The 19,714-nt window shown below is 67.6% G+C and carries 23 protein-coding genes; 15 read left to right on the plus strand and 8 right to left on the minus strand.

Features of this window, described 5'->3' with window-relative positions; translation table 11 throughout:
• Positions 1-12 precede the first annotated feature (12 nt).
• The 4 genes from AC1DNF_RS05550 to AC1DNF_RS05565 form a co-directional block, all read right to left on the minus strand.
• Positions 13-513, minus strand: coding sequence for an H-NS family nucleoid-associated regulatory protein (locus AC1DNF_RS05550; RefSeq protein ID WP_478147554.1), 501 nt, complete (start codon positions 511-513; stop codon positions 13-15).
• Positions 514-741: 228 nt separating this feature from the next.
• Positions 742-1,413, minus strand: a complete 672-nt coding sequence (locus AC1DNF_RS05555) for a hypothetical protein (protein WP_478147555.1) — start codon at positions 1,411-1,413, stop codon at positions 742-744.
• Positions 1,414-1,464: 51 nt separating this feature from the next.
• Positions 1,465-2,466: a response regulator gene (locus AC1DNF_RS05560; RefSeq protein ID WP_478147556.1), complete on the minus strand. Its 1,002-nt coding sequence runs from the start codon at positions 2,464-2,466 to the stop codon at positions 1,465-1,467.
• A complete protein-coding gene (locus AC1DNF_RS05565; protein WP_478147783.1) occupies positions 2,463-6,050 on the minus strand; it encodes a hybrid sensor histidine kinase/response regulator in 3,588 nt (1,195 codons plus the stop codon). Before AC1DNF_RS05565 ends, AC1DNF_RS05560 begins: the two co-directional genes overlap by 4 nt.
• Before the next feature lie 100 nt (positions 6,051-6,150).
• Between AC1DNF_RS05565 and AC1DNF_RS05570 the strand changes: the two genes are divergently transcribed.
• From AC1DNF_RS05570 to ureC, 4 genes are all read left to right on the plus strand, one after another.
• Positions 6,151-6,453 carry an urease subunit gamma gene (locus tag AC1DNF_RS05570; RefSeq protein ID WP_478147557.1) on the plus strand — a complete coding sequence of 101 codons (303 nt, stop codon included), beginning with the start codon at positions 6,151-6,153 and terminating at the stop codon, positions 6,451-6,453.
• Between the two features lie 134 nt (positions 6,454-6,587).
• Positions 6,588-7,187, plus strand: coding sequence for a HupE/UreJ family protein (locus tag AC1DNF_RS05575; protein WP_478147558.1), 600 nt, complete (start codon positions 6,588-6,590; stop codon positions 7,185-7,187).
• The gene (locus tag AC1DNF_RS05580) at positions 7,184-7,489 is read left to right on the plus strand and encodes an urease subunit beta (protein WP_478147559.1); all 306 of its coding nucleotides are present in this window, start codon (positions 7,184-7,186) and stop codon (positions 7,487-7,489) included. Before AC1DNF_RS05575 ends, AC1DNF_RS05580 begins: the two co-directional genes overlap by 4 nt.
• Positions 7,489-9,207, plus strand: a complete 1,719-nt coding sequence (gene ureC, locus AC1DNF_RS05585; protein WP_478147560.1) for an urease subunit alpha — start codon at positions 7,489-7,491, stop codon at positions 9,205-9,207. Before AC1DNF_RS05580 ends, ureC begins: the two co-directional genes overlap by 1 nt.
• Positions 9,208-9,213: 6 nt before the next feature.
• On the opposite strand, the gene AC1DNF_RS05590 is transcribed toward ureC, so the two are convergent.
• Complete coding sequence (locus AC1DNF_RS05590; protein WP_478147561.1) at positions 9,214-9,606, minus strand: type II toxin-antitoxin system death-on-curing family toxin; 393 nt, start codon at positions 9,604-9,606, stop codon at positions 9,214-9,216.
• On the minus strand, positions 9,603-9,827 hold the full coding sequence (locus AC1DNF_RS05595) for an AbrB/MazE/SpoVT family DNA-binding domain-containing protein (RefSeq protein ID WP_478147562.1): 225 nt from the start codon (positions 9,825-9,827) through the stop codon (positions 9,603-9,605). The genes AC1DNF_RS05590 and AC1DNF_RS05595 overlap by 4 nt, the downstream gene beginning before the upstream one ends.
• 70 nt (positions 9,828-9,897) lie before the next feature.
• Between AC1DNF_RS05595 and ureE the strand changes: the two genes are divergently transcribed.
• The 3 genes from ureE to ureG are packed head-to-tail and all read left to right on the plus strand — an operon-like array spanning position 9,898 to position 11,849.
• The gene (gene ureE / locus AC1DNF_RS05600) at positions 9,898-10,491 is read left to right on the plus strand and encodes an urease accessory protein UreE (RefSeq protein WP_478147563.1); all 594 of its coding nucleotides are present in this window, start codon (positions 9,898-9,900) and stop codon (positions 10,489-10,491) included.
• Between the two features lie 8 nt (positions 10,492-10,499).
• Entirely contained in the window at positions 10,500-11,189 is a 690-nt protein-coding gene (locus AC1DNF_RS05605) for an urease accessory protein UreF (RefSeq protein ID WP_478147564.1), read from the plus strand.
• A 12-nt stretch (positions 11,190-11,201) separates the two neighbouring features.
• Positions 11,202-11,849, plus strand: coding sequence for an urease accessory protein UreG (gene ureG / locus AC1DNF_RS05610; protein WP_478147565.1), 648 nt, complete (start codon positions 11,202-11,204; stop codon positions 11,847-11,849).
• A 29-nt stretch (positions 11,850-11,878) separates the two neighbouring features.
• Here the strand turns inward: ureG and AC1DNF_RS05615 are convergent, their stop codons facing one another.
• Complete coding sequence (locus AC1DNF_RS05615) at positions 11,879-12,397, minus strand: hypothetical protein (RefSeq protein WP_478147566.1); 519 nt, start codon at positions 12,395-12,397, stop codon at positions 11,879-11,881.
• Positions 12,398-12,641: 244 nt separating this feature from the next.
• On the opposite strand from AC1DNF_RS05615, the gene AC1DNF_RS05620 reads away from it, so the two are divergent.
• The 7 genes from AC1DNF_RS05620 to rutF all read left to right on the plus strand — a co-directional run bounded on the left by AC1DNF_RS05620 (position 12,642) and on the right by rutF (position 17,628).
• Entirely contained in the window at positions 12,642-12,929 is a 288-nt protein-coding gene (locus tag AC1DNF_RS05620; RefSeq protein WP_478147567.1) for a hypothetical protein, read from the plus strand.
• Positions 12,930-13,298: 369 nt separating this feature from the next.
• Positions 13,299-14,411: a pyrimidine utilization protein A gene (gene rutA, locus AC1DNF_RS05625; RefSeq protein ID WP_478147568.1), complete on the plus strand. Its 1,113-nt coding sequence runs from the start codon at positions 13,299-13,301 to the stop codon at positions 14,409-14,411.
• Between the two features lie 29 nt (positions 14,412-14,440).
• Positions 14,441-15,208 (plus strand): pyrimidine utilization protein B, encoded by a 768-nt coding sequence (gene rutB / locus AC1DNF_RS05630; RefSeq protein WP_478147569.1) that lies wholly within the window; start codon positions 14,441-14,443, stop codon positions 15,206-15,208.
• A gap of 37 nt (positions 15,209-15,245) precedes the next feature.
• Positions 15,246-15,638 carry a pyrimidine utilization protein C gene (gene rutC / locus AC1DNF_RS05635; RefSeq protein ID WP_478147570.1) on the plus strand — a complete coding sequence of 131 codons (393 nt, stop codon included), beginning with the start codon at positions 15,246-15,248 and terminating at the stop codon, positions 15,636-15,638.
• An 11-nt stretch (positions 15,639-15,649) separates the two neighbouring features.
• Complete coding sequence (rutD, locus tag AC1DNF_RS05640) at positions 15,650-16,459, plus strand: pyrimidine utilization protein D (RefSeq protein WP_478147571.1); 810 nt, start codon at positions 15,650-15,652, stop codon at positions 16,457-16,459.
• A complete protein-coding gene (locus AC1DNF_RS05645; RefSeq protein ID WP_478147572.1) occupies positions 16,456-17,046 on the plus strand; it encodes a malonic semialdehyde reductase in 591 nt (196 codons plus the stop codon). Before rutD ends, AC1DNF_RS05645 begins: the two co-directional genes overlap by 4 nt.
• A 30-nt stretch (positions 17,047-17,076) precedes the next feature.
• Positions 17,077-17,628: an NADH-dependent FMN reductase RutF gene (gene rutF, locus AC1DNF_RS05650; RefSeq protein ID WP_478147573.1), complete on the plus strand. Its 552-nt coding sequence runs from the start codon at positions 17,077-17,079 to the stop codon at positions 17,626-17,628.
• 135 nt (positions 17,629-17,763) lie between these two features.
• Here the strand turns inward: rutF and rutR are convergent, their stop codons facing one another.
• Positions 17,764-18,558 carry an HTH-type transcriptional regulator RutR gene (gene rutR, locus AC1DNF_RS05655; protein WP_478147574.1) on the minus strand — a complete coding sequence of 265 codons (795 nt, stop codon included), beginning with the start codon at positions 18,556-18,558 and terminating at the stop codon, positions 17,764-17,766.
• 264 nt (positions 18,559-18,822) lie between these two features.
• On the opposite strand from rutR, the gene AC1DNF_RS05660 reads away from it, so the two are divergent.
• Complete coding sequence (locus AC1DNF_RS05660; RefSeq protein ID WP_478147575.1) at positions 18,823-19,683, plus strand: isopenicillin N synthase family dioxygenase; 861 nt, start codon at positions 18,823-18,825, stop codon at positions 19,681-19,683.
• Positions 19,684-19,714 lie beyond the last annotated feature (31 nt).

Genomic DNA, 19,714 nt, shown 5'->3' on the forward strand with positions numbered 1-19,714 from the left:
AGCCGCGCGGACTCAATGCGCGAGATCTTCCAAAGTCTTGCCCGCGGCGAGCGCGTCCTTCAGCCATCCGGGCCGGGGTCCGCGGCCCGTCCAGGAGTGACCCGCTTCATCGCGATAGAGCACGCTCGATGCGCGCCTCTTCTTTGAACCATTCTTCGTCTTCTTCGGCGGTGCGCCGGCCGATGCCGACGAGATGGCGAACTCCTCGAGTGTCCTGCCGGCGTTCAACGCGTCCCTGAGCCAATGCGGGCGGGGTCCGCGGCCCGACCAGTAATTGCCTTCTCCGTCGCCGTACTTGGCGGCGGCGTTCGAGGCGCCGATCGAAGCGGTCCTCGCCTTCCTTGCCGAGGTGGAGCGAGTTCCAAAGCCCAATTGTTCCGCGCTCAGGCCGTAATGCGTGATCGCTGTCTTGATTCGGGCAACCACGCCCTGAATTTCCTTGTCGCGCAACTTGTCGGCCTGGCGCTGCAATACTTCGATCTGCTTCTGTATCTGGCTGTAGCTTTGCGTCATGAAGTTCCTCGCTTGAATTCGTTGAAGGCTTGTAGCTTAATCCAATTGAGAATCGAGTCAGAGAATGTCCTGACTTGCGCAGTCGTGCCAGAGCGCGATATCAGCGCATTCGCAATGCAGACAAATCGAGTGCGCGCGAAGGCGCAATGCCAATGCTATTTCAGCGAATCGGATCAATGTCCGCCGCGGCCGGCAATTCGAATGGCGGCCGGACTCCGTGGAGAACGCCTATCGCCCGAACTCCCGATTCACGCCGATCAGCACGCCGCGCACTCTGTCGACGCCGGTGYGCGAAGCACTGATATCGATGCTGGTCATGGGCGTCAAGCTGATGCGCGCACCCGCGCGAGAAGTCCATGCCCCGAAAGCCCGGTTGCGCTCCGCAATCAATGACACCGTGTCATTCAGTGCCCACTCGCCGGCAATTCCCTTGCGCGCGCTTCGCGTGCCGTCGGCGACGGCCGGCCAATCAGCACCGAGATTGACGTGGATCTGCAGGCTCTCGGCCGCGTGCCACGTGACGGGCACGACAAACTGCCCACCCATGCCGCCGCCGCGACGCGGCATATTGAATGTCAGGCCCGTCGAGATGGCGGCACTGAGTGGCGCGTCCGCTGCCTGCCCGAGAAAGGTCCACTTGAGTTGAGGTCCCACCGAGTGCGTGTCGAATCCCGCCACGGAGACACCGTCGATATTCAGATCCAGTTCGACGGGACCCACCCGGCATCCAGGACCCACATGCCACACGGTGGTCTTCGTGTCGCGGAACCGACCGGCCCACAATTCGACCTGGCAACGACCCGGATCGAGCATCCCTGCGTCGTCGACGTCGAAATGCCCGGCCGCCTGGGCGGTAGCCGCGCTCAGACAGAGCGGAAGGATCAGGGTGCGACGCATCATCGCGGCGCATTCTAGAAGGCGCAGAAGTCAATTCGACTTGATTTCGCCACTTCATATCTCGAATTGCGGCTGCAACTCGCGAATGCGTTTCATTGCCACGCCCGCCGCCGCAGTCCGTGTCTCGACACCGAGCTTCACGTACACGCGCTCGAGATGTTTCTTGGCGGTCGCCGGGCTGCTGCCGAGGATCTCGCCGATGTCCTTGTTGGTCTTTCCCTTGACCACCCAATAGAGCACCTCGGCTTCGCGCGCGGTGAGCTTCAGGCTCAGGCTCATCGCTTCGATCACGGCGGTGTCCGAGACCTCGCGCATGATGATCAGCCAGTCGTCGCCTTCGTCGTCATGGCCGGTCTGCTGATGCAGCCGCAGGTTGAGGCTGGTGGTGCCCTGCGCGATGGACAGCGCGGGCGGCTCGATCTGGCGCTGACGCGCATCGGGCAGGTGGCGCTGCAGCCATTCGAGGACCTGCGGCGGCGTGGCGGGCGCGCTGGTGCCGCAATAGCGCCGCAACAGCTCGCGCGCCAGGACGGTCTGCCAGATGACCCTGCCCTCGGGCATGCGCACCATGAAGCTCGCATAGCCGAAGGCATCGAGCGCGTTGCGCGCCTGGCCGGCCTGCTGCGCCGCCTGCCGGGCGCGGCGCGCGCCCTGGAGGTGGACGTTCATGCGCGCCAGCACTTCCTTTGGCTTGATCGGCTTGGTGACGTAGTCGACGCCGCCCGCCTCCAGCGCGGCGACCAGGTGCTCGGTTTCGGTGAGCCCGGTCATGAAGACGATGGGGATGTGCGCGGTCGCCACATCGGCCTTGAGCCGGCGCGCCACCTCGAAGCCGTCGATGCCCGGCATCATGGCGTCGAGCAGGATGATGTCGGGCCTGGCCTGGACGGCGCGCTGCAGCGCCTGCTCGCCGCTGGTCGCCACCAGCACGGTATAGCCTGATTCGTCGAGGGCGTCATGCAGCACGGCGAGGTTGTCGGGGACGTCGTCGACGATCAGGACCAGGTCGCTGTTGCTCGCGAGGGCACGCGTTCCATGGCCGGTGATGTCGCTCATCGCGCGCCCTCCGCCGTCATCAGCCGGCTCATCGCCTCGAACTGGAACTGGCGCGCGAGCGCGCGCTGGGCCGCGGTCCACGCCGCGCACTCGGGCTGGGCCGCATCGATGTCGTCGAGCTGGTTCATGATGCCGCGAAAGTAACCCAGGCTCACGGCTTCCTCCAGCGCGTGCAGCCGGTGCGGCGCGGGCATCACCGGCGCGGGCCGGGCGGGCGTGGGGGCCGGCGCCGGTGCGCTGTCGGTCCACTGGAGTGCCAGCCTGCGTTCGAGCCAGTCGAGCAATTCGCTGTGGCGCACCGGCTTGACGAAGAAATCCTCCGGCGTGATGCCGGCGTCGTTCTCCAGGCGCTTGTCGAAGGCATTGGCCGAAACGATGGCGACCACCGCATCCGCGAGCCCGAGCCCGCGCGAGCGGCGGATGGTTTCCCATCCGTCGATGCCCGGCATCGCGAGATCGACGAACATCGCATCGGGCCACCAGCCGGCGGCGATCAGGTCGAGCGCGTCGTGGCCGCTGGCGGCCGTGCGCAGTTCGAAGCCCAGGGGCGCGAGCACGTGGCTGAGCAGCTCGCGGTCGGCCTCTTCGTTGTCGACCACCAGCACACGCCGGCGCGCGCCTTCGTAGCCGCGCCGCACGCGCGCTGCCGGCGCGGGCGCCGAAGACGCGCGCCGCCCGGCGCCAGCGCCCTCGTGCACATGCGGCAGGAACATCCGCACGCGAAAGAGCGAGCCCACGCCCGGCGTGCTTTCCACGGTCATCTCGCCGCCCATCAGGTCGACCAGCATCTTCGCGATGGTCAGGCCCAGGCCCGCGCCGGGCGCGGACGGCCCCGCGACGGCGCCGCGCGCGAAGGGCTCGAAGATGCGGCTCAGGTCCTCGGGCGACATGCCCGGCCCGGTGTCCTCGATCTCGATCGCCGCGAATTCGCGCGCATAGCGCAGGCGCAGCGCGACATGGCCGCCGGCGGTGAACTTGATGGCATTGCCCAGCAGGTTGATGAGAATCTGCCGCACGCGCTTCTCGTCGGCGCGCACCAGCTCGGGCAGCGTGCCGCTGGGCTCGAAGCGAAAGGCCAGGCCCTTCTCCGCCGCCTGCAGCTCGAACATGTCGGCCAGCTCGCTCATCAGTTCGGCGAATCGCATGGGCCTGGCATGGAGGGTGAGCTTGCCGGCCTCGATGTGCGCGATGTCGAGCGTTCCCTCGATCAGCGACAGCAGGTGCTCGCCGCCGCGCTTGATGACCGCGACCGCCTGCTGCCGATGCGGGGGCACGGCCGCGTCTTCGCCCATGAGCTGCGCATAGCCGAGGATGCTGTTGAGCGGCGTGCGCAGCTCGTGGCTGATGGCGCTGATGTAGCGGCTCTTGGCCTGGTTGGCCTGATCGGCCGCGAGCTTGGCGCGCTCGGCAATGGCGCGGGCCTGGTCGGCGGTCAGCGTGGCGGCCTGCAGTGCGCGGTCGGTCTCGCGGTGCAGCTCGATCTCGCGCACCAGCAGGTGGGTCTGGCGGTTCGACTCTTCCTGCGCAACCTTGCGGCTCTGGTGCGCCAGCACCAGCCACCAGGCGACGATGCCGGCGATGAGCAGCAGCGCCATGTAGGCCTTCAGGAAACCCGAGCGCAGCGACGCGGCCTGCAGCAGTTCGGCCTGCTGCGCCTCGCCGAGCACGTTCTCGCCGAGTCCGCGCAGTTCCTGCTGGTACAGCACGCCGAAGACGGCGGCCAGCAGGGGCACCACGATCAGCATCAGCAGCAGGAAATGGCCGAGGCCGGTGTCGAGGTAGGGCCAGACGCGCCGCGGCAGCAGCCAGCGCAGGGCGCCCGACCACTGGGCCGAGAGGCTCGCCCGTGGCTTGCACAGGTCGCCGCAGCGCGCGTCGAGCGTGCAGCACAGCGAGCAGATGGCGCCCTGGTAGGCGGGGCAGTGGGCCATGTCCGGCCCCTCGTATTCGCGCTCGCAGATCACGCAGCGCTGCGTTGTCAGCCTTCGGTAGCCGCCGGCCTCGGATTCGACGCGAGCCCAGCGCACCGCCGCGCGGCCGGCCGCCGGCGCGAAGGACGCGGCGCCGCCCTCGTCCGAGACGCGGGCGATGTAGTACTTGCCGCGCGTGGCCCATGCGATCAGCGGCGCGGTGACGAAGGCGGTGCCCAGCGCGATGAGGGAGGAGAAGGCCTGCGCCAGCGGCCCGAAGAAGCCCAGGTGCGCCGTGATCGACAACACAGATGCCAGTGCCATCGCGCCGACGCCGACGGGGTTGATGTCCCACAGGTGCGCGCGCTTGAACTCGATGCCCGGCGGCGAAAGGCCGAGCGGCTTGTTGATGACCAGGTCGGCCACCACCGCCATCATCCAGGCGATGGCGATGTTGGCGTAGAGCCCGAGCACATCGCCCAGCGCCTCGAACACGTTCATCTCCATCAGCATGAAGGCGATGAGCGCATTGAACACCACCCACACCACCCGGCCCGGGTGGCTGTGGGTGACACGAGAAAAGAAGTTGCTCCATGCGAGCGAGCCCGCGTAGGCGTTGGTGACGTTGATCTTGAGCTGCGAGAGGACGACGAAGAAGGCGACCGACGCGACCGCCCAGCCGTAGTTGGGGAACACGTACTCGTAGGCGGCCAGGTACATCTGGTTCGGGTCGACCGCGCGTTCGGGCGGCACCATGTGGCTGATCGCGAGGTAGGCCAGCAATGCACCGCCCAGCATCTTGAGCACGCCGAGCACGACCCAGCCTGGGCCGCCGGCCAGCACGCCGGCCCACCAGCGCACGCGGTTGGCCGAGCTGCGGACCGGCATGAAGCGCAGGTAGTCGGCCTGCTCCCCCATCTGGGTGATGAGCGCGATGCCGACGGTCAGCGCGGCACCGAAGAGGTGCAGATCGAAGCCCGGGGAGTCGGCCCTCACCCCGTTGTAGTGCGTGATGCCGGCGAACGCACCGGGATCGCGCGAGAGGACAAAGCAGAAGGGCACGACCAGCATCACGAGCCAGATCGGCTGGGTCCACATCTGGAGCCTGCTGATGGCGGACACGCCGTGCGTCACCAGCGGGATCACCACCAGGGCGCACACCAGATAGCCCCAGACCGGCGGGATGCCCAGGACGAGGTCGAGCGCGTAGGCCATCACGGCGGCCTCGAGCGCGAAGAAGATGAAGGTGAAGGACGCGTAGATCAGCGAGGTCAGCGTCGAGCCGATGTAGCCGAACCCGGCGCCGCGCGTGAGCAGGTCCATGTCGACGCCGTAGCGCGCCGCGTAGACGCTGATGGGCAACCCGGCCAGGAAGATGATGAGCCCCGTCATCAGCACGGCCCAGAAGGCGTTCACGAAGCCGTACTGCACCAGCAGGGTCGCGCCGACCGCTTCCAGGATCAGGAAGGAGGCGGCGCCGCCGAAGGCGGTGTTGGCCACGCGCCATTCGGACATGCGGCGAAAGCGCTGCGGCGTGTAGCGCAGCGCATAGTCCTCGAGCGTTTCGCTCGCCACCCAGCTGTTGTAGTCGCGCCGGACCTTGACGATGCGCTGCGGCGCTTCGTCGGTCGGGACGGGATTGACGGGGGTGGGCTCCACACCTTTACGGTGCAGTTTTCGTGCCACTGGCCGCCGGCGGGCAGTGGCGGCACGACTGTTGCAAAGACGCGGGCTTGCCCATAATGGCCCGCTTCCGACGCCAACCACCGCTCCCATGGAACTGACACCGCGCGAAAAAGACAAGCTGCTGATCTTCACGGCGGCCCTGCTGGCCGAACGGCGCCGCGCCCGCGGCCTGAAGCTCAACTACCCCGAGGCCGTGGCGCTGATCTCGGCCGCGGTCATGGAAGGCGCGCGCGACGGCAAGAGCGTCGCCGCCCTGATGAGCGAGGGCCGCAGCGTGCTCACGCGTGCCGACGTGATGGACGGGATCGCCGAGATGATCCCGGATATCCAGGTCGAGGCGACCTTTCCGGACGGCACCAAGCTGGTCACGGTCCATCAGCCGATAGTATGAAGCTCACCCCCAGGCTTCGCGCACTTCGTGTCGCTTCGCCTTCCCCCTCACCGGGGGCAACACCGGCGGCCCGGCAGAGCCGGTTCCGCGGTGTTCCTGGTTCTGAGATTCCCGTTTTCATTGGAGTGTTTTTTATGCGCAACCGTCGTTTTGGCCTTGCCGCGCTGATCGCCGGCGCATTGCCACTGGTCGCCTCGGCCCATACCGGCGTCGACGGGGGCATGCACCATGGCTTTGTCTCCGGCTTCCTGCACCCGCTCACGGGCGCGGACCACCTGGCCGCGATGGTGGCGGTCGGGCTGTGGAGCGCGCTCAGCGCGCGCCGGGCATGGCCCGATCTGCTGTGGGCACCGCTGGGCTTCGCCGTGATGCTGCTGGCCGGCGCACTGGCGGGACTGGCGGGCCTGCAACTGCCCGCCGTGGAACCGATGATCGCAGCCTCGCTGCTGGTGCTGGGCCTGCTGGTGATCACGCAACGGCGCCTGCCCGCAGGGGCAGCCGCCTCGCTGGTCGGCGTATTCGCCGTGTTCCACGGCGCCGCGCACGGCCAGGAACTGGCAAGCGAATCCGGCGCCGCGCTCACGCTGGCCGGCATGCTCTGCGCCACCGCGCTGCTGCATGCGGCCGGCGTCGCCATCGGCTGGTCGCTGCGCCACGCCAACCGCTGGGTGCCGCGCGTCGCGGGCGCGGCGGTGGCGGTGTTCGGCATCGCACTGCTGGGCGGGCTCGCATGATTCCCGGCGAACTCTTCACCGATGAGGGCGAGCACGTCCTCAACCCCGGCCGGCGCGCGATCACGATGGTGGTGCGCAACACCGCCGACCGGCCGATCCAGGTCGGCTCGCACTACCACTTCGCCGAAACCAACGGCGCCCTGGGCTTCGACCGCGAAGCCGCGCGCGGCATGCGGCTGAACATCGCCTCGGGCAGCGCGGTGCGCTTCGAGCCCGGCCAGCAACGCACGGTCGAACTCGTCGACTTCGCCGGCCACCGCATCGTCTACGGCTTTCGCGGCCTCGTTCAAGGAAAACTCTGATGGCAACGATCGCCCGGCGCGCCTACGCCGAAATCTTCGGCCCCACCGTGGGCGACCGCATCCGCCTCGCCGACACCGATCTGGTGATCGAGGTCGAGGACGACTACACGCTGCGCGCCGGCGGCTACGGCGAAGAGGTGAAGTTCGGCGGCGGCAAGACCATCCGCGACGGCATGGCGCAATCGCAGCGCACGCGCGCCGAGGGCGCGGTCGACACCGTGATGACCAACGCGCTGATCCTCGACCACTGGGGCATCGTCAAGGCCGACATCGGCCTCAAGGGCGGGCGCATCGTCGCGATCGGCAAGGCCGGCAACCCGGACGTGCAGCCGGGCGTGGACATCGTCATCGGCCCGGGCACCGAGATCATCAGCTGCGAAGGCAACATCGTCACGGCCGGCGGCATCGACAGCCACATCCACTTCATCTGCCCGCAGCAGATCGAAGAGGCGCTGTCCTCCGGCGTCACCACCATGCTGGGCGGCGGCACCGGCCCGGCCACCGGCACCTTCGCAACCACTGCCACGCCGGGGCCATGGCACATCGAGCGCATGCTGCAGGCGGCCGACGCCTTCCCGATGAACCTCGGCTTTCTCGGCAAAGGCAACGCGAGCCTGCCCGCCGCGCTGCACGAGCAGATCGATGCGGGCGTGATCGGCCTGAAGCTGCACGAGGACTGGGGCACGACGCCCTCGGCGATCAGCAACTGCCTGGACGTGGCCGACGCGACCCACACGCAGGTCGCGATCCACTCCGACACGCTCAACGAATCGGGCTTCGTCGAGAACACGATCGCGGCGGTGAAGGGCCGTTCGATCTGCGCCTTCCATACCGAGGGCGCGGGCGGCGGCCACGCGCCGGACATCCTGCGCGTGGTGGGCGAGGCGAACTTCCTGCCCTCCTCGACCAATCCGACGATGCCCTACACCGTCAACACCCTCGACGAGCACGTCGACATGCTCATGGTGTGCCATCACCTGGACGCCGGCATTCCCGAGGACCTGGCCTTCGCCGAGAGCCGCATCCGCAAGGAGACCATCGCGGCCGAGGACATCCTGCACGACCTGGGCGCCATCAGCATGTTCAGCTCCGACAGCCAGGCCATGGGCCGCGTGGGCGAGATCATCATCCGCTGCTGGCAGACGGCGCACAAGATGAAGGGCCAGCGCGGCAAGCTGCCCGAGGACAACGAGCGCAATGACAACTTCCGCGCCAGGCGCTACGTCGCCAAGTACACGATCAACCCCGCCCTCGCGCACGGCATCGCGCACGAGGTGGGCAGCATCGAGGTCGGCAAGTGGGCCGACCTGGTGGTGTGGAAACCGGCCTTCTTCGGCGTGAAGCCCTTCACCATCATCAAGGGCGGCACCATCGCGATGGCCGCGATGGGCGACCCGAACGCGTCGATCCCCACGCCGCAGCCGGTGCACTACCGGCCGATGTTCGGCGCCTATGGCGGCTCGCTCGCGAAGAGTTCGCTCACCTTCGTCTCACAGGCGGGCATCGCTGCGGACATCGGCAGGCGCTATGGCCTCGCCAAGAACCTCAGTGCGGTGAAGAACGTGCGCGGCGTGCGCAAGGAGCACATGGTGCACAACGCGTACACGCCGAAGATGGAGATCGATGCGCAGACCTACGCGGTGCGCGCGGACGGGCAGCTGCTGACTTGCGACCCGGCGGTGTCGCTGCCGATGACGCAGCGGTACTTCCTGTTCTAGGACCGGTCAGCCCGCGCGCCGCTGAAGATGCTCTCGAATCCACGCGGCAAAGCCTTGCTCGTCGATGGCGCCCGCAGCGACGTCGAACATCGCCAATGCGGCCTCCGCCTGCGTGGCAACCAGGCGCCATCCGTTCAGTGCGGCAAACAAGCCCACGGCAAGGAATGCAACGCGCTCGTTGCCGTCGATGAAGGGATGATTCTTGGCAAGACCGATGCCATGGGCCGCAGCCAGATCGGCGAGATCGGGAGTACCGCAGGCCACGAGATCCAGAGGTCGCGCCAGCGCAGACTGAAGCAAGCCGTCATCACGCAAGCCAGGCGCGCCACCGTGCTCGGCAAGGCTCTCGTCATGCAGCAGAACCAAAGAGCGACGGTCGATCCAGCGCCATTCGCTCATTTGGCAAGTTGGTGGAAGGTGTTCCGAAACTCACGCATGAACTCGCGTCCGAATCTCAACTGCTCTTCCATGTCGGGGTCGTAGGGAGTCAATGTCACGCCGTTTGCAGCTTCGGTCAGGAAAAGCGTGTCGCCCTTCTCGACCTTCAAGCGTGCCAGCACTTCCTTGGGCAGGATGACGCCGACGGAATTGCCGATCTGAGTGAGTTTGAGTGCCGACATTGCCATCCCCAAAGTTATAACGCTTGTTATTATCGACGTTCAGTCGCCGCATCAAGTTCTCATCGTGCCCATGCTCACAGCCAACAAACTCATGCCCCAGGGCGGCGGCCTCGCGCCCGTCCTGCTCAAGCGCGCGGCCACGGTCGAACTCGACTGGGACGTGCGCCAGAAGAGCCGCTTCGACACCACCGACTCGCAGGGCCGCCAGATCGGCGTGTTCCTGCCGCGCGGCACCGCGGTGCGCGGCGGCGACGTTCTCGTGGCCGAGGACGGCTCGCTCATCAAGGTGATCGCGGCGCCCCAGCCGGTGCTGGTCATCACGCATTGCAGCGAGCACGGAACGCCCTTCGACCTGATGCGCGCGGCCTACCACCTGGGCAACCGGCACGTGCCGATCGAACTCAAGCCCGACCACCTGAAGATCGAGCCCGACCATGTGCTGGCGGGCATGCTGCGCTCCATGCATCTGATCGTGCGCGAAGCCGAGGAGGCCTTCGAGCCCGAAGGTGGCGCCTATGGCGCGCAGGGCGGCGGGCACGGCCATTCGCATGGCGCGGCGCCGGTCGGGCCGGTGCTGCATCCGGATGCTTACACGGGCGCGCACGACCCTGAGGCGCACGACCACGATCATGGCCACGACCACTCGCACGGCCATTCGCATTGACGGCACGGATGGATGACGCGCCCGCGGCGCTGCCCGCCGCCAGTCTGCTTCAGCTGATCTGGCTGGCATCGCCGGCCTTGCCCATCGGCGGCTTTTCCTATTCGGAGGGCCTGGAGGCGGGCATCGAATGGGCGGGCCTGGGCACCGAGCGGGCGGCCTCGGACTGGCTCGCCGATCAACTGCACCTGAGCCTTGCGCGCGGCGACCTCGCCGTGGTGGCGCAAGCCGTGCAAGCCTGGCGTGGCAGCGACATGCCGCGCATCCGCGCGCTCAACGACTGGGTGTTCCAGACCCGCGAGTCGGCCGAATTCCTGCTGCAGACCGAGCAGATGGGCCGCTCCTTCGTGGAATGGCTCAAGCTGCACCACACCGATATCGCGACCGTCTTCGAGGCGCTGCCCGCGAGCTATCCGGTCGCCTTCGCCTTCGCGGCGAGCCGCACCGAGGCCCCGGCGCGGGACATCTGCCTGGCCTTTGCCTTCGGCTGGGCCGAGAACATGGTGGGCGCGGCGGTCAAGGCGGCACCCCTCGGCCAGAGTGCCGGCCAGCGCATGCTCGGCCGCCTGGCGGCGGAAATCCCCACGGCGGTCGATCATGCGATCACACTAGGGGACGACGACCGCCAGGCCTTCGCTCCCATGCTCGCAGTGCTGTCGTCAAGGCACGAAACCCAGTACTCGCGTCTCTTCAGAAGCTGAACCACCCCCATCATGTCCTCCGCCCTCCACCACATCGCCAACCGCACCAAGAAGCTGCCGCCCCTGCGCGTGGGCATCGGCGGCCCGGTCGGCTCCGGCAAGACCACGCTGCTGGAGATGCTCTGCAAGGCGATGCGCGACAAGTACGACCTGATCGCCATCACCAACGACATCTACACCAAGGAAGACCAGCGCCTGCTCACGGTCGCCGGCGCGCTGCCGGCCGAGCGCATCATGGGCGTGGAGACCGGTGGCTGCCCGCACACCGCGATTCGCGAGGATGCCTCGATCAATCTCGAGGCCATCGACCGCATGCTGGCCGACTTTCCCGACGCCGACGTGGTGTTCGTGGAGAGCGGCGGCGACAACCTCGCCGCCACCTTCAGCCCCGAACTGAGCGACCTCACGATCTACGTGATCGACGTCGCGGCCGGCGAGAAGATCCCGCGCAAGGGCGGCCCCGGCATCACCAAGAGCGACCTGTTCGTGATCAACAAGACCGACCTCGCACCCTACGTGGGGGCGGACCTGAACGTGATGGAGGCCGACACCAAACGCATGCGCAAGCAGCGCCCCTACGTGATGACCAATCTCAAGACCCACGCCGGTCTGGCCGAGGTCGTGTCCTTCATCGAGGAACGAGGCATGCTCAAGGCCTGAGCCCTGAGCCCTGAGCCCTGAGCCGCAGCTCAGAGTTCGCTCGCGTCCTTCAATTGGCGCTCCTTGTAGACCAGCCTCACGCTGGCCCGGCGCGGATCGCTGGTGCGTTGCGCGTACACGTCGGTATCGCCCTGCACCCAGGCCGCATAGGCGCTGCCGGGGTCGCTCGATGCCAGCTCGGGCCCGAAGTTGCTGCGCCCCCACGCGACGATGCGGGCGAAGGCCGCCGCGCCCAGATCGGGCAGCGCATCGGCCGACGCGACCCATTCCACGCGCCGCAATTGGCCGCCGGCAAAGAAATACACCGGCTCGAAGAGCAGCCCCGCCACCGTCGTGGCCGGCGCCCGCCAGGTGCCGGCGAGCCCGCCGGCCAGGTGCTGGGGACGCTGCACCCTCTCCACACCAGGCAGGGTCAACTGCAGCTCCTCGGCCGTCATCCCGAAGTGCACGCCGGAAGGCAGCGCCTGCGCATGCAGCGCACCAGCGGCCAGCAAGCCAAGGGCGCCGAGCGCGCGGATCATCAATCGGAGGGGGAAGACTGGAAGCATGGGTGCGCGGCAGGATGCCCGGGAAAGCAAAAAGACCGGGTGTGACTGTCGCAAAAGAGGGAAGTTCATCGGGGCTCCGACGGAAACCCGGCCAGGGGTAAAGCCCGAAATACCAAGCAACAAGGCTCGATTATCGTCCTCATCGAGAAATGTTCCACTTGTTGCAAAGACATACGTCGTTGGGCTTATTTCTTGCAGAAGCCCAAAAGTCGATACTGCTTCCACGAATACCAAAGTTCCCATCATGGCCTCCGAAGCAATCTTCCTTCCCGCGACCTGCAGCGTTCAGTTCGCCATCTACCCCGACGGGTACGACGGCGCCCGGATCATCGCCAGGATCGACGAAGAAGCGCTGCACGCCCGGTTCCATGCACCCGAGGGGATCGACGTAGCCCTGGTGCAGGCCTATGCGGCCAACGCCGACTCGATCGATGCGAAGGCGACGGCCCGGTACCGAGAAAATCCGAGCGCCGCCATCTGCCTGCATGCCGAGGACTTCGAGGCAAGCGGCTTCGAGGCCGCCGACTTCTAGGCGCCGCGGGCGTGCCCTCGCGCCAGGGCACCCCCTCTCTCCCCTCTCTCCTCTTTCACATCGCGGCCCACCGCGCGCCGCGCATCAGCCGGCCGCGGGCCTTCGCACCTCACCGCGCAGCGTGCCGCGCCAGCCTTTTCCTGCAGCCTTCGCGCACCATCGCCGCGCCTTGACGCACCAGTTCCACGCGTCGGCTGCCGTCCATACAGTCCATCTTGGACCATTTGGTCAATAGTCGCATCTTAATCTGCGACAAGTCATTGATTTCAAAGACTTTTTTGTGGTGGCACGGCGCATGCTTTTTGCTCCGTATCGCGCCGCGGACTCCGCGGTTTCACATTCCACCGCCTTGACTGGCCAGGTACGCGCATGAACGTCGGCATCTTCATCCCCATCGGCAACAACGGCTGGCTGCTTTCCGAGAACGCGCCGCAGTACAGACCCAGCTTCGAGCTCAACAAGCAGATCACGCTCAAGGCCGAGCACTACGGCCTGGACTTCGTGCTCTCCATGATCAAGCTGCGCGGCTTCGGCGGAAAGACGCAGTTCTGGGACCACAACCTCGAGTCCTTCACGCTGATGGCCGGGCTGGCCGCCGTCACCACGAAGATCAAGCTGTTCGCGACCTCGGCCTCGCTGGTGATGCCACCGGCCATCGTCGCGCGCATGGCATCGACCATCGATTCGATCTCCAACGGACGCTTCGGCCTCAACCTGGTCACGGGCTGGCAGCGGCCGGAGTATTCGCAGATGGGCATGTGGCCCGGCGACGAATTCTTCGGCACGCGCTACCAGTACCTGTCCGAATACATCCAGGTGCTGCGCGACCTCTGGGGCACGGGCAAGTCCGACTTCAAGGGCGATCACTTCCAGATGGACGACTGCCGCCTGAGCCCGCAGCCGCAGGCCGCCATGAAGGTGATCTGCGCCGGCCAGAGCGAGGCCGGCATGGACTTCTCCGCGAAGTACGCCGACTACAACTTCTGCTTCGGCAAGGGCGTGAACACGCCCAAGGCCTTCGCGCCGGCCGCCGAGAAGCTGATCGAAGCCACGAAGAAGACCGGACGCAATGTCACGACTTACGTGCTGATGATGGTGATTGCCGACGAGACCGACGAGGCCGCGCGCGCCAAGTGGGAGCACTACAAGGCCGGCGCGGACCAGGAGGCGATCGCATGGCTGGGCCAGCAGGGCGCGGCCGACACCAGGTCCGGCACCGACACCAACGTGCGCCAGATGGCCGACCCGACTTCGGCAGTCAATATCAACATGGGCACGCTCGTCGGCTCCTACGCCAAGGTCGCGCGCATGCTCGACGAGATGGCCGAGGTGCCCGGCACCGAAGGCGTGCTGTTGACCTTCGACGACTTCGTCAAGGGCGTGGAAGCCTTCGGCGAGCGCATCCAGCCGCTGATGCAGAGCCGCATCGGCGCCGACACGCCCGTGCCCTCGCAAGTGCGGGCCGAAGCGCTTGCCGCATGAACCGCCGATCCAGTGAAGGAATCCTCGCCATGCCCCCCGCTCCCACGCCGGACCTTCCCAGGAACGCCACCCTCAGCTCCACCACGCCCGCGGGCGTGCCGAGCGCGCCGGGGGCTGCGCCGCCGCTGATCCTGCCGGCGAGGCCCGAGCCGCTGGCCCTGCAGGCCGCGCAATCGGCGCTGATCGTGGTCGACATGCAGAACGCCTACGCCTCGCCGGGCGGCTATGTCGACTCGGCCGGCTTCGACATCTCGGGTGCGCAGGGCGTGATCGACAACATCGGCCGGGCCATCCTCGCGACACGCGCGGCCGGCATGCTCGTCGTGTTCCTGCAGAACGGCTGGGACGCCGGCTACGTGGAGGCCGGGGGTCCGGGCTCGCCCAACTGGCACAAGTCGAACGCGCTCAAGACCATGCGCAGGAGGCCCGAGCTCCAGGGCCGCTTCCTCGCCAAGGGCGGCTGGGACTACGAACTCATCGACGCGATGAAGCCGCGGGACGGCGACATCGTGATCCCGAAGACGCGCTACAGCGGCTTCTTCAACAGCACCCTCGACAGCACGCTGCGCGCACGCGGCATTCGCAACCTGGTGTTCACCGGCATCGCGACCAACGTGTGCGTGGAGTCGACGCTGCGCGACGCCTTCCACCTCGAGTACTTCGCCGTGATGCTGGAAGACGCGACGCACGAGCTCGGCGGACCGGCGATCCAGAAGGCAGCGGTCTACAACATCGAGACCTTCTTCGGCTGGGTCTCGACGGTGGAGGACTTCTGCCGCACCGCCGCCGGCGCCTGACCCATCCTTCCCCCATTCATCACTCAAGGACTCCCTCATGCCCAAGCAAGCCATCATTCCACCCGGAACCACAACGCCCATCGCCCCCTTCGTCCCCGGCACCCTGGCCGATGGCGTGGTCTACGTCTCGGGCACCCTGCCCTTCGACGAGGACAACAACGTGGTCCATGTCGGCGATGCCACGGCGCAGACGCGCCACGTGCTCGCCACCATCCAGCGCGTGATCGAGACCGCCGGCGGCACCATGGACGACGTGAGCTTCAACATGATCATGATCAGGGACTGGGCCGACTATGCGAAGGTCAACGCGGTCTATGCCGAGTTCTTCCCGGGCGTGAAGCCGGCGCGCTACTGCATCCAGTGCGGCCTCGTGAAGCCGGACGCGCTGATCGAGATCGCCTCGATCGCGCACGTCGGCAAGAAGGCCTGAGCGTCGCTGCGATGTACCACGAAGTCCATGGTCGGGGCCGGCCCGGCGCGCCCAGTGTGCTGCTGTCCTCCGGCCTGGGCGGCTCGGCCGGCTTCTGGAAGCCGCAGATTCCCGCCCTCGTCGAAGCCGGCTGGCGCGTGGTCGCCTACGACCAGCGCGGCACCGGGCGCAGCCCCGACGCGCTGGCGCCGGACCACAGCATCGCCGACATGGCGCGCGATGTCGTCGAAGTGATGGACGCGACCGACAGCGCGCAATGCCACCTGGTGGGCCATGCGCTCGGCGGCCTCGTGGGCCTTCAGCTCGCGCTCGATGCGCCGGCGCGCGTGGCCAGCCTCGCGCTGATCAACGCGTGGTCCGCACCCAATCCGCATTCGGCGCGCTGCTTCGATGCGCGGCTCGCGTTGCTGGGCGCGTGCGGCCCGCGCGCGTATGTCGAGGCGCAGCCGATCTTCCTGTACCCCGCGGCGTGGGCCGCCGCCAACTCCGCGCTGGTGGCGGCCGAGGTGGAACACGCGCTCGCGCACTTCCCGGGCGAAGCCAACATGCGCGCCCGCATCGCCGCGCTGCGCGCCTTCGATGTCGACGCCCGACTGGCCGGCATCGGCGTGCCCACGCTGGTCGCGGCGGCCATGGACGACGTGCTGGTGCCCTGGACCATGTCGCAGCGCCTGGCCGATGCCCTGCCCCGGGCCACGTTCGAGCGCGTGCCGCACGGCGGCCACGCCCACAGCGCGACCGAGCCCGACGCCTTCAACCACACGCTGCTGGCCTTCCTCGCGACGCAGCCTGCCATCACCTCTTCGAGCATCCGCGCATGACACACACCCTCGACGACGCCGCCCTGGCGACCTTGTTCACCGAAGCCCGCAGCCACAACGGCTGGACATCCGAACCCGTCTCGGACGACATGCTGCGGCAGGTCTACGAACTCGCGCGCATGGGGCCGACCTCCGCCAACTGCTCGCCGGGCCGCTTCGTCTTCGTGCGCACGCCGCAGGCCAAGCAGTTGCTGGCGCCGGCGCTGTCGGCCAGCAATCTCGACAAGACGATGAGCGCGCCGGTGACGGTGATCGCCGCCTGGGACACGGCCTTTCACGAGAAGCTGCCCAAGCTCTTCCCGCACACGGATGCCCGACCCTGGTTCACCGGCAGCCCCGAGGTCGCGCACGACACGGCCTTTCGCAACGGCACACTCCAGGCGGCCTATCTGCTGCTCGCCGCGCGCGCGCTCGGCCTGGACGCGGGGCCGATGTCGGGCTTCGACAAGGCCAAGCTCAACGCCAGCTTCTTCGCGGGCACGACCTGGACCGCCAACTTCCTGATCAACCTCGGCCACGGCGACCCCGCCAAGCGCTTCGGCCGTCTGCCGCGGCTCGATTTCGACGAAGCCTGCACGCTGGCCTGAGGCCGAACGCGTTCGCCACGGAGACCGCCCATGAATCCCTCGCTTTCCCCCTGCCCGGCCACACCCTCGCGCCCGCCCGCGGGGCACGACGCACCGCTGCCGCGCAACGACTACCGCAACGCCATGGCGCGCCTGGGGGCGGCGGTCAACATCGTCACCACCGAGGGGCCGGCCGGCCGCGCGGGCTTCACCGCGTCGGCGGTGTGCAGCGTCACGGACGATCCGCCGACCTTGCTGATCTGCCTCAACCGTGGCGCCTCGGTCTACCCGGCGTTCCAGGCCAACGGCGTCCTGTGCGTGAACGTGCTCGCCGCCGGCCATCGGGAGCTGTCCGGCGTGTTCGGCGGCAAGACGCCGATGGACGAACGCTTTGCCGCCGCCACCTGGCGCGCCGGCGCGACCGGCTCGCCGATGCTGGAAGGCGCGGCCGTGTCCTTCGATTGCCGCGTGATGCGCAGCACCAGCGTCGGGACGCACGACGTGCTGTTCTGCGAAGCTGTTGCCATCGCCATCGGCGAGGCAAGGCACGGGCTCATCTACTTCGACCGGCGCTACCACGACCTCGTGGCGCCCGCGCATTAGGAGGAGACACCCCCGAAGCGCCTGCGGCGCCTCCCCCTCAAGGGGGCGATACCGGCGGCCCGGCAAAGCCGGTTCCGCGGTATCCCTGGCTTTGGGCCACGCCGGCTTCGTGCGTCTTGGGTCGCGGCAATCGGACTACGCGCCCCGCGGCGCAAGGATGCCGTCGAGCACGATGCGCTGTACGTTCTCGACGGTCTGCTCGAAGAAGGCCGGATCGGCCAGCGTGCGGCCCGTGACGGCCTCGACCTGCACACCGAAATCGGCATAATGCTGCGTGGTAGCCCAGAGCGCGAAGACCAGGTGATGCGCGTCGACGGGCGCAAGCTTGCCGGCCGCCACCCAGGCGCGAATGACCTCGGACTTGCGATCGACGAGTTCGCGCAGCTCGCGCCCGAGTTCGTCGCGCAACAGCGGCGCACCCTGGATCATCTCGAGACAGAACAGCCGCGATGCATCGGGCCGGTCGCGCGAGATCACGAGTTTGCGACGGATGTAGTCGGCAATGGCCTCGCGCGGGTCCTGCTCCGCGCTGAAGCCGCGCAGCGGCTCGAGCCAGACGGTCAGCAGGTCGCGCAGCACGCTGACGTAAAGCTCCTCCTTGTTGGCGAAGTAATAGAGCAGGTTGCTCTTGGAGACATCCGCGCGCGCCGCCACCTGGTCGACGCTGGTGCCATGCAATCCGTAGCGCGAGAACAGGCCGAGCGCGGCGGACAGGATCACGGCGCGCTTGTCCTCGATCTGGCGCAGCCGCCGGTTCGCCGATGCCGCGCTGCGCGGCGCGGCAGCCCGCGGGCTCAGCGCGCGTTGCGAGGGCTTGACATTGCGCCGCGCGACCGCGGTCTTGGGTGCGGCCTTGGCCTTGCCTGCGTTCTTGCTTCCCGCGGTGGCGCCCACGCGCGTCGCCGCTCCTCCATGGATCGTCTTTGGCATCTGTGCTGTTCCTGCGTGCTCGCCTGCTTGTGCGTTTGTTCGGCCTCGGAGGCTACAACATTTGTCCATTTGGTCCAACTGGCACAGACGTTGCATGACGGATCGCACGAGGACGTCGTTTTGACGCAGATCAAGGTTCCATGTTGAAGTCCATCCCCCTTATCGATCTCGGCGGACATCTCGATCCGCACCATCCCGAGGCACGGCACACGGCCCGCAGGTTGCACGATGCGCTGAGACTTCGCCTACATCGGTGGTCACAACGTGGCGCCACGAACGCGCGCGGCCGCCTTCGAAGCCTCGCGCCGCTTCCACGAGTCGCCGCTCGAACAGAAGCAATCGCTCGCCATCAACGCCTTCCATCGCGGCTACATGGGCATGGCCACCTCGACCATCGTCACCTCGTCGGTGGCGAAGGTGACGCGGCCGAACATGAGCGAGTCGCTGATGCTGATGCACGAGCTGCCGCCGGACGACCCGGGCCTGCGCGCCAGCCTGCCGCTGCAGGGGCCGAACCAGTGGCCCCAGTGGCTGCCGGAATTCAGGCCCGCGATGACGCAGTACATCGGCGAAGTCGACGCGCTCGGCCGCTACGTGGTGCGCCTCATCGCGATGAGCCTCGGGCTCGAAGCGACGGCGCTCGACCACCACTTCGACCACCCGACCACATTCCTGCGCGCCCTGCATTACCCGCCGCAGGCACCGCTGGAGAACGAGCAGATGGGCTCGGCGCCCCACACCGACTACGGGATCATCACGCTGCTCGCGCAAGACGATTCGGGCGGGCTGCAGGTGCGCCCGCGCGGCGGCGACTGGATCGAGGCACCGCCGATCGCCGACACCTACGTGCTCAACGTCGGCGACATGCTGGCGCGCTGGACCAACGACCGCTTCGTCTCGACCCCGCACCGCGTGATCAACCGCTCCGGCGGCGACCGCTACTCGCTGCCCTACTTCCTCGACCCGGGCATGGACGCACTCATCGAATGCGTGCCCAGCTGCACCGACGACACCCATCCGCCGCTCTATCCGCCGGTGAGATACGGCGACTACCTGATGGAGCGGCTCAACAAGAACTACGACTACCGGCGAGACACGCCCACCGTGGGCGCCGCCGCGCTCTGAGCGCGGGTGACGGCCTCTTTCCCTTTCTCTT

The sequence above is a fragment of the Variovorax sp. 01T432 genome (assembly GCF_056398605.1).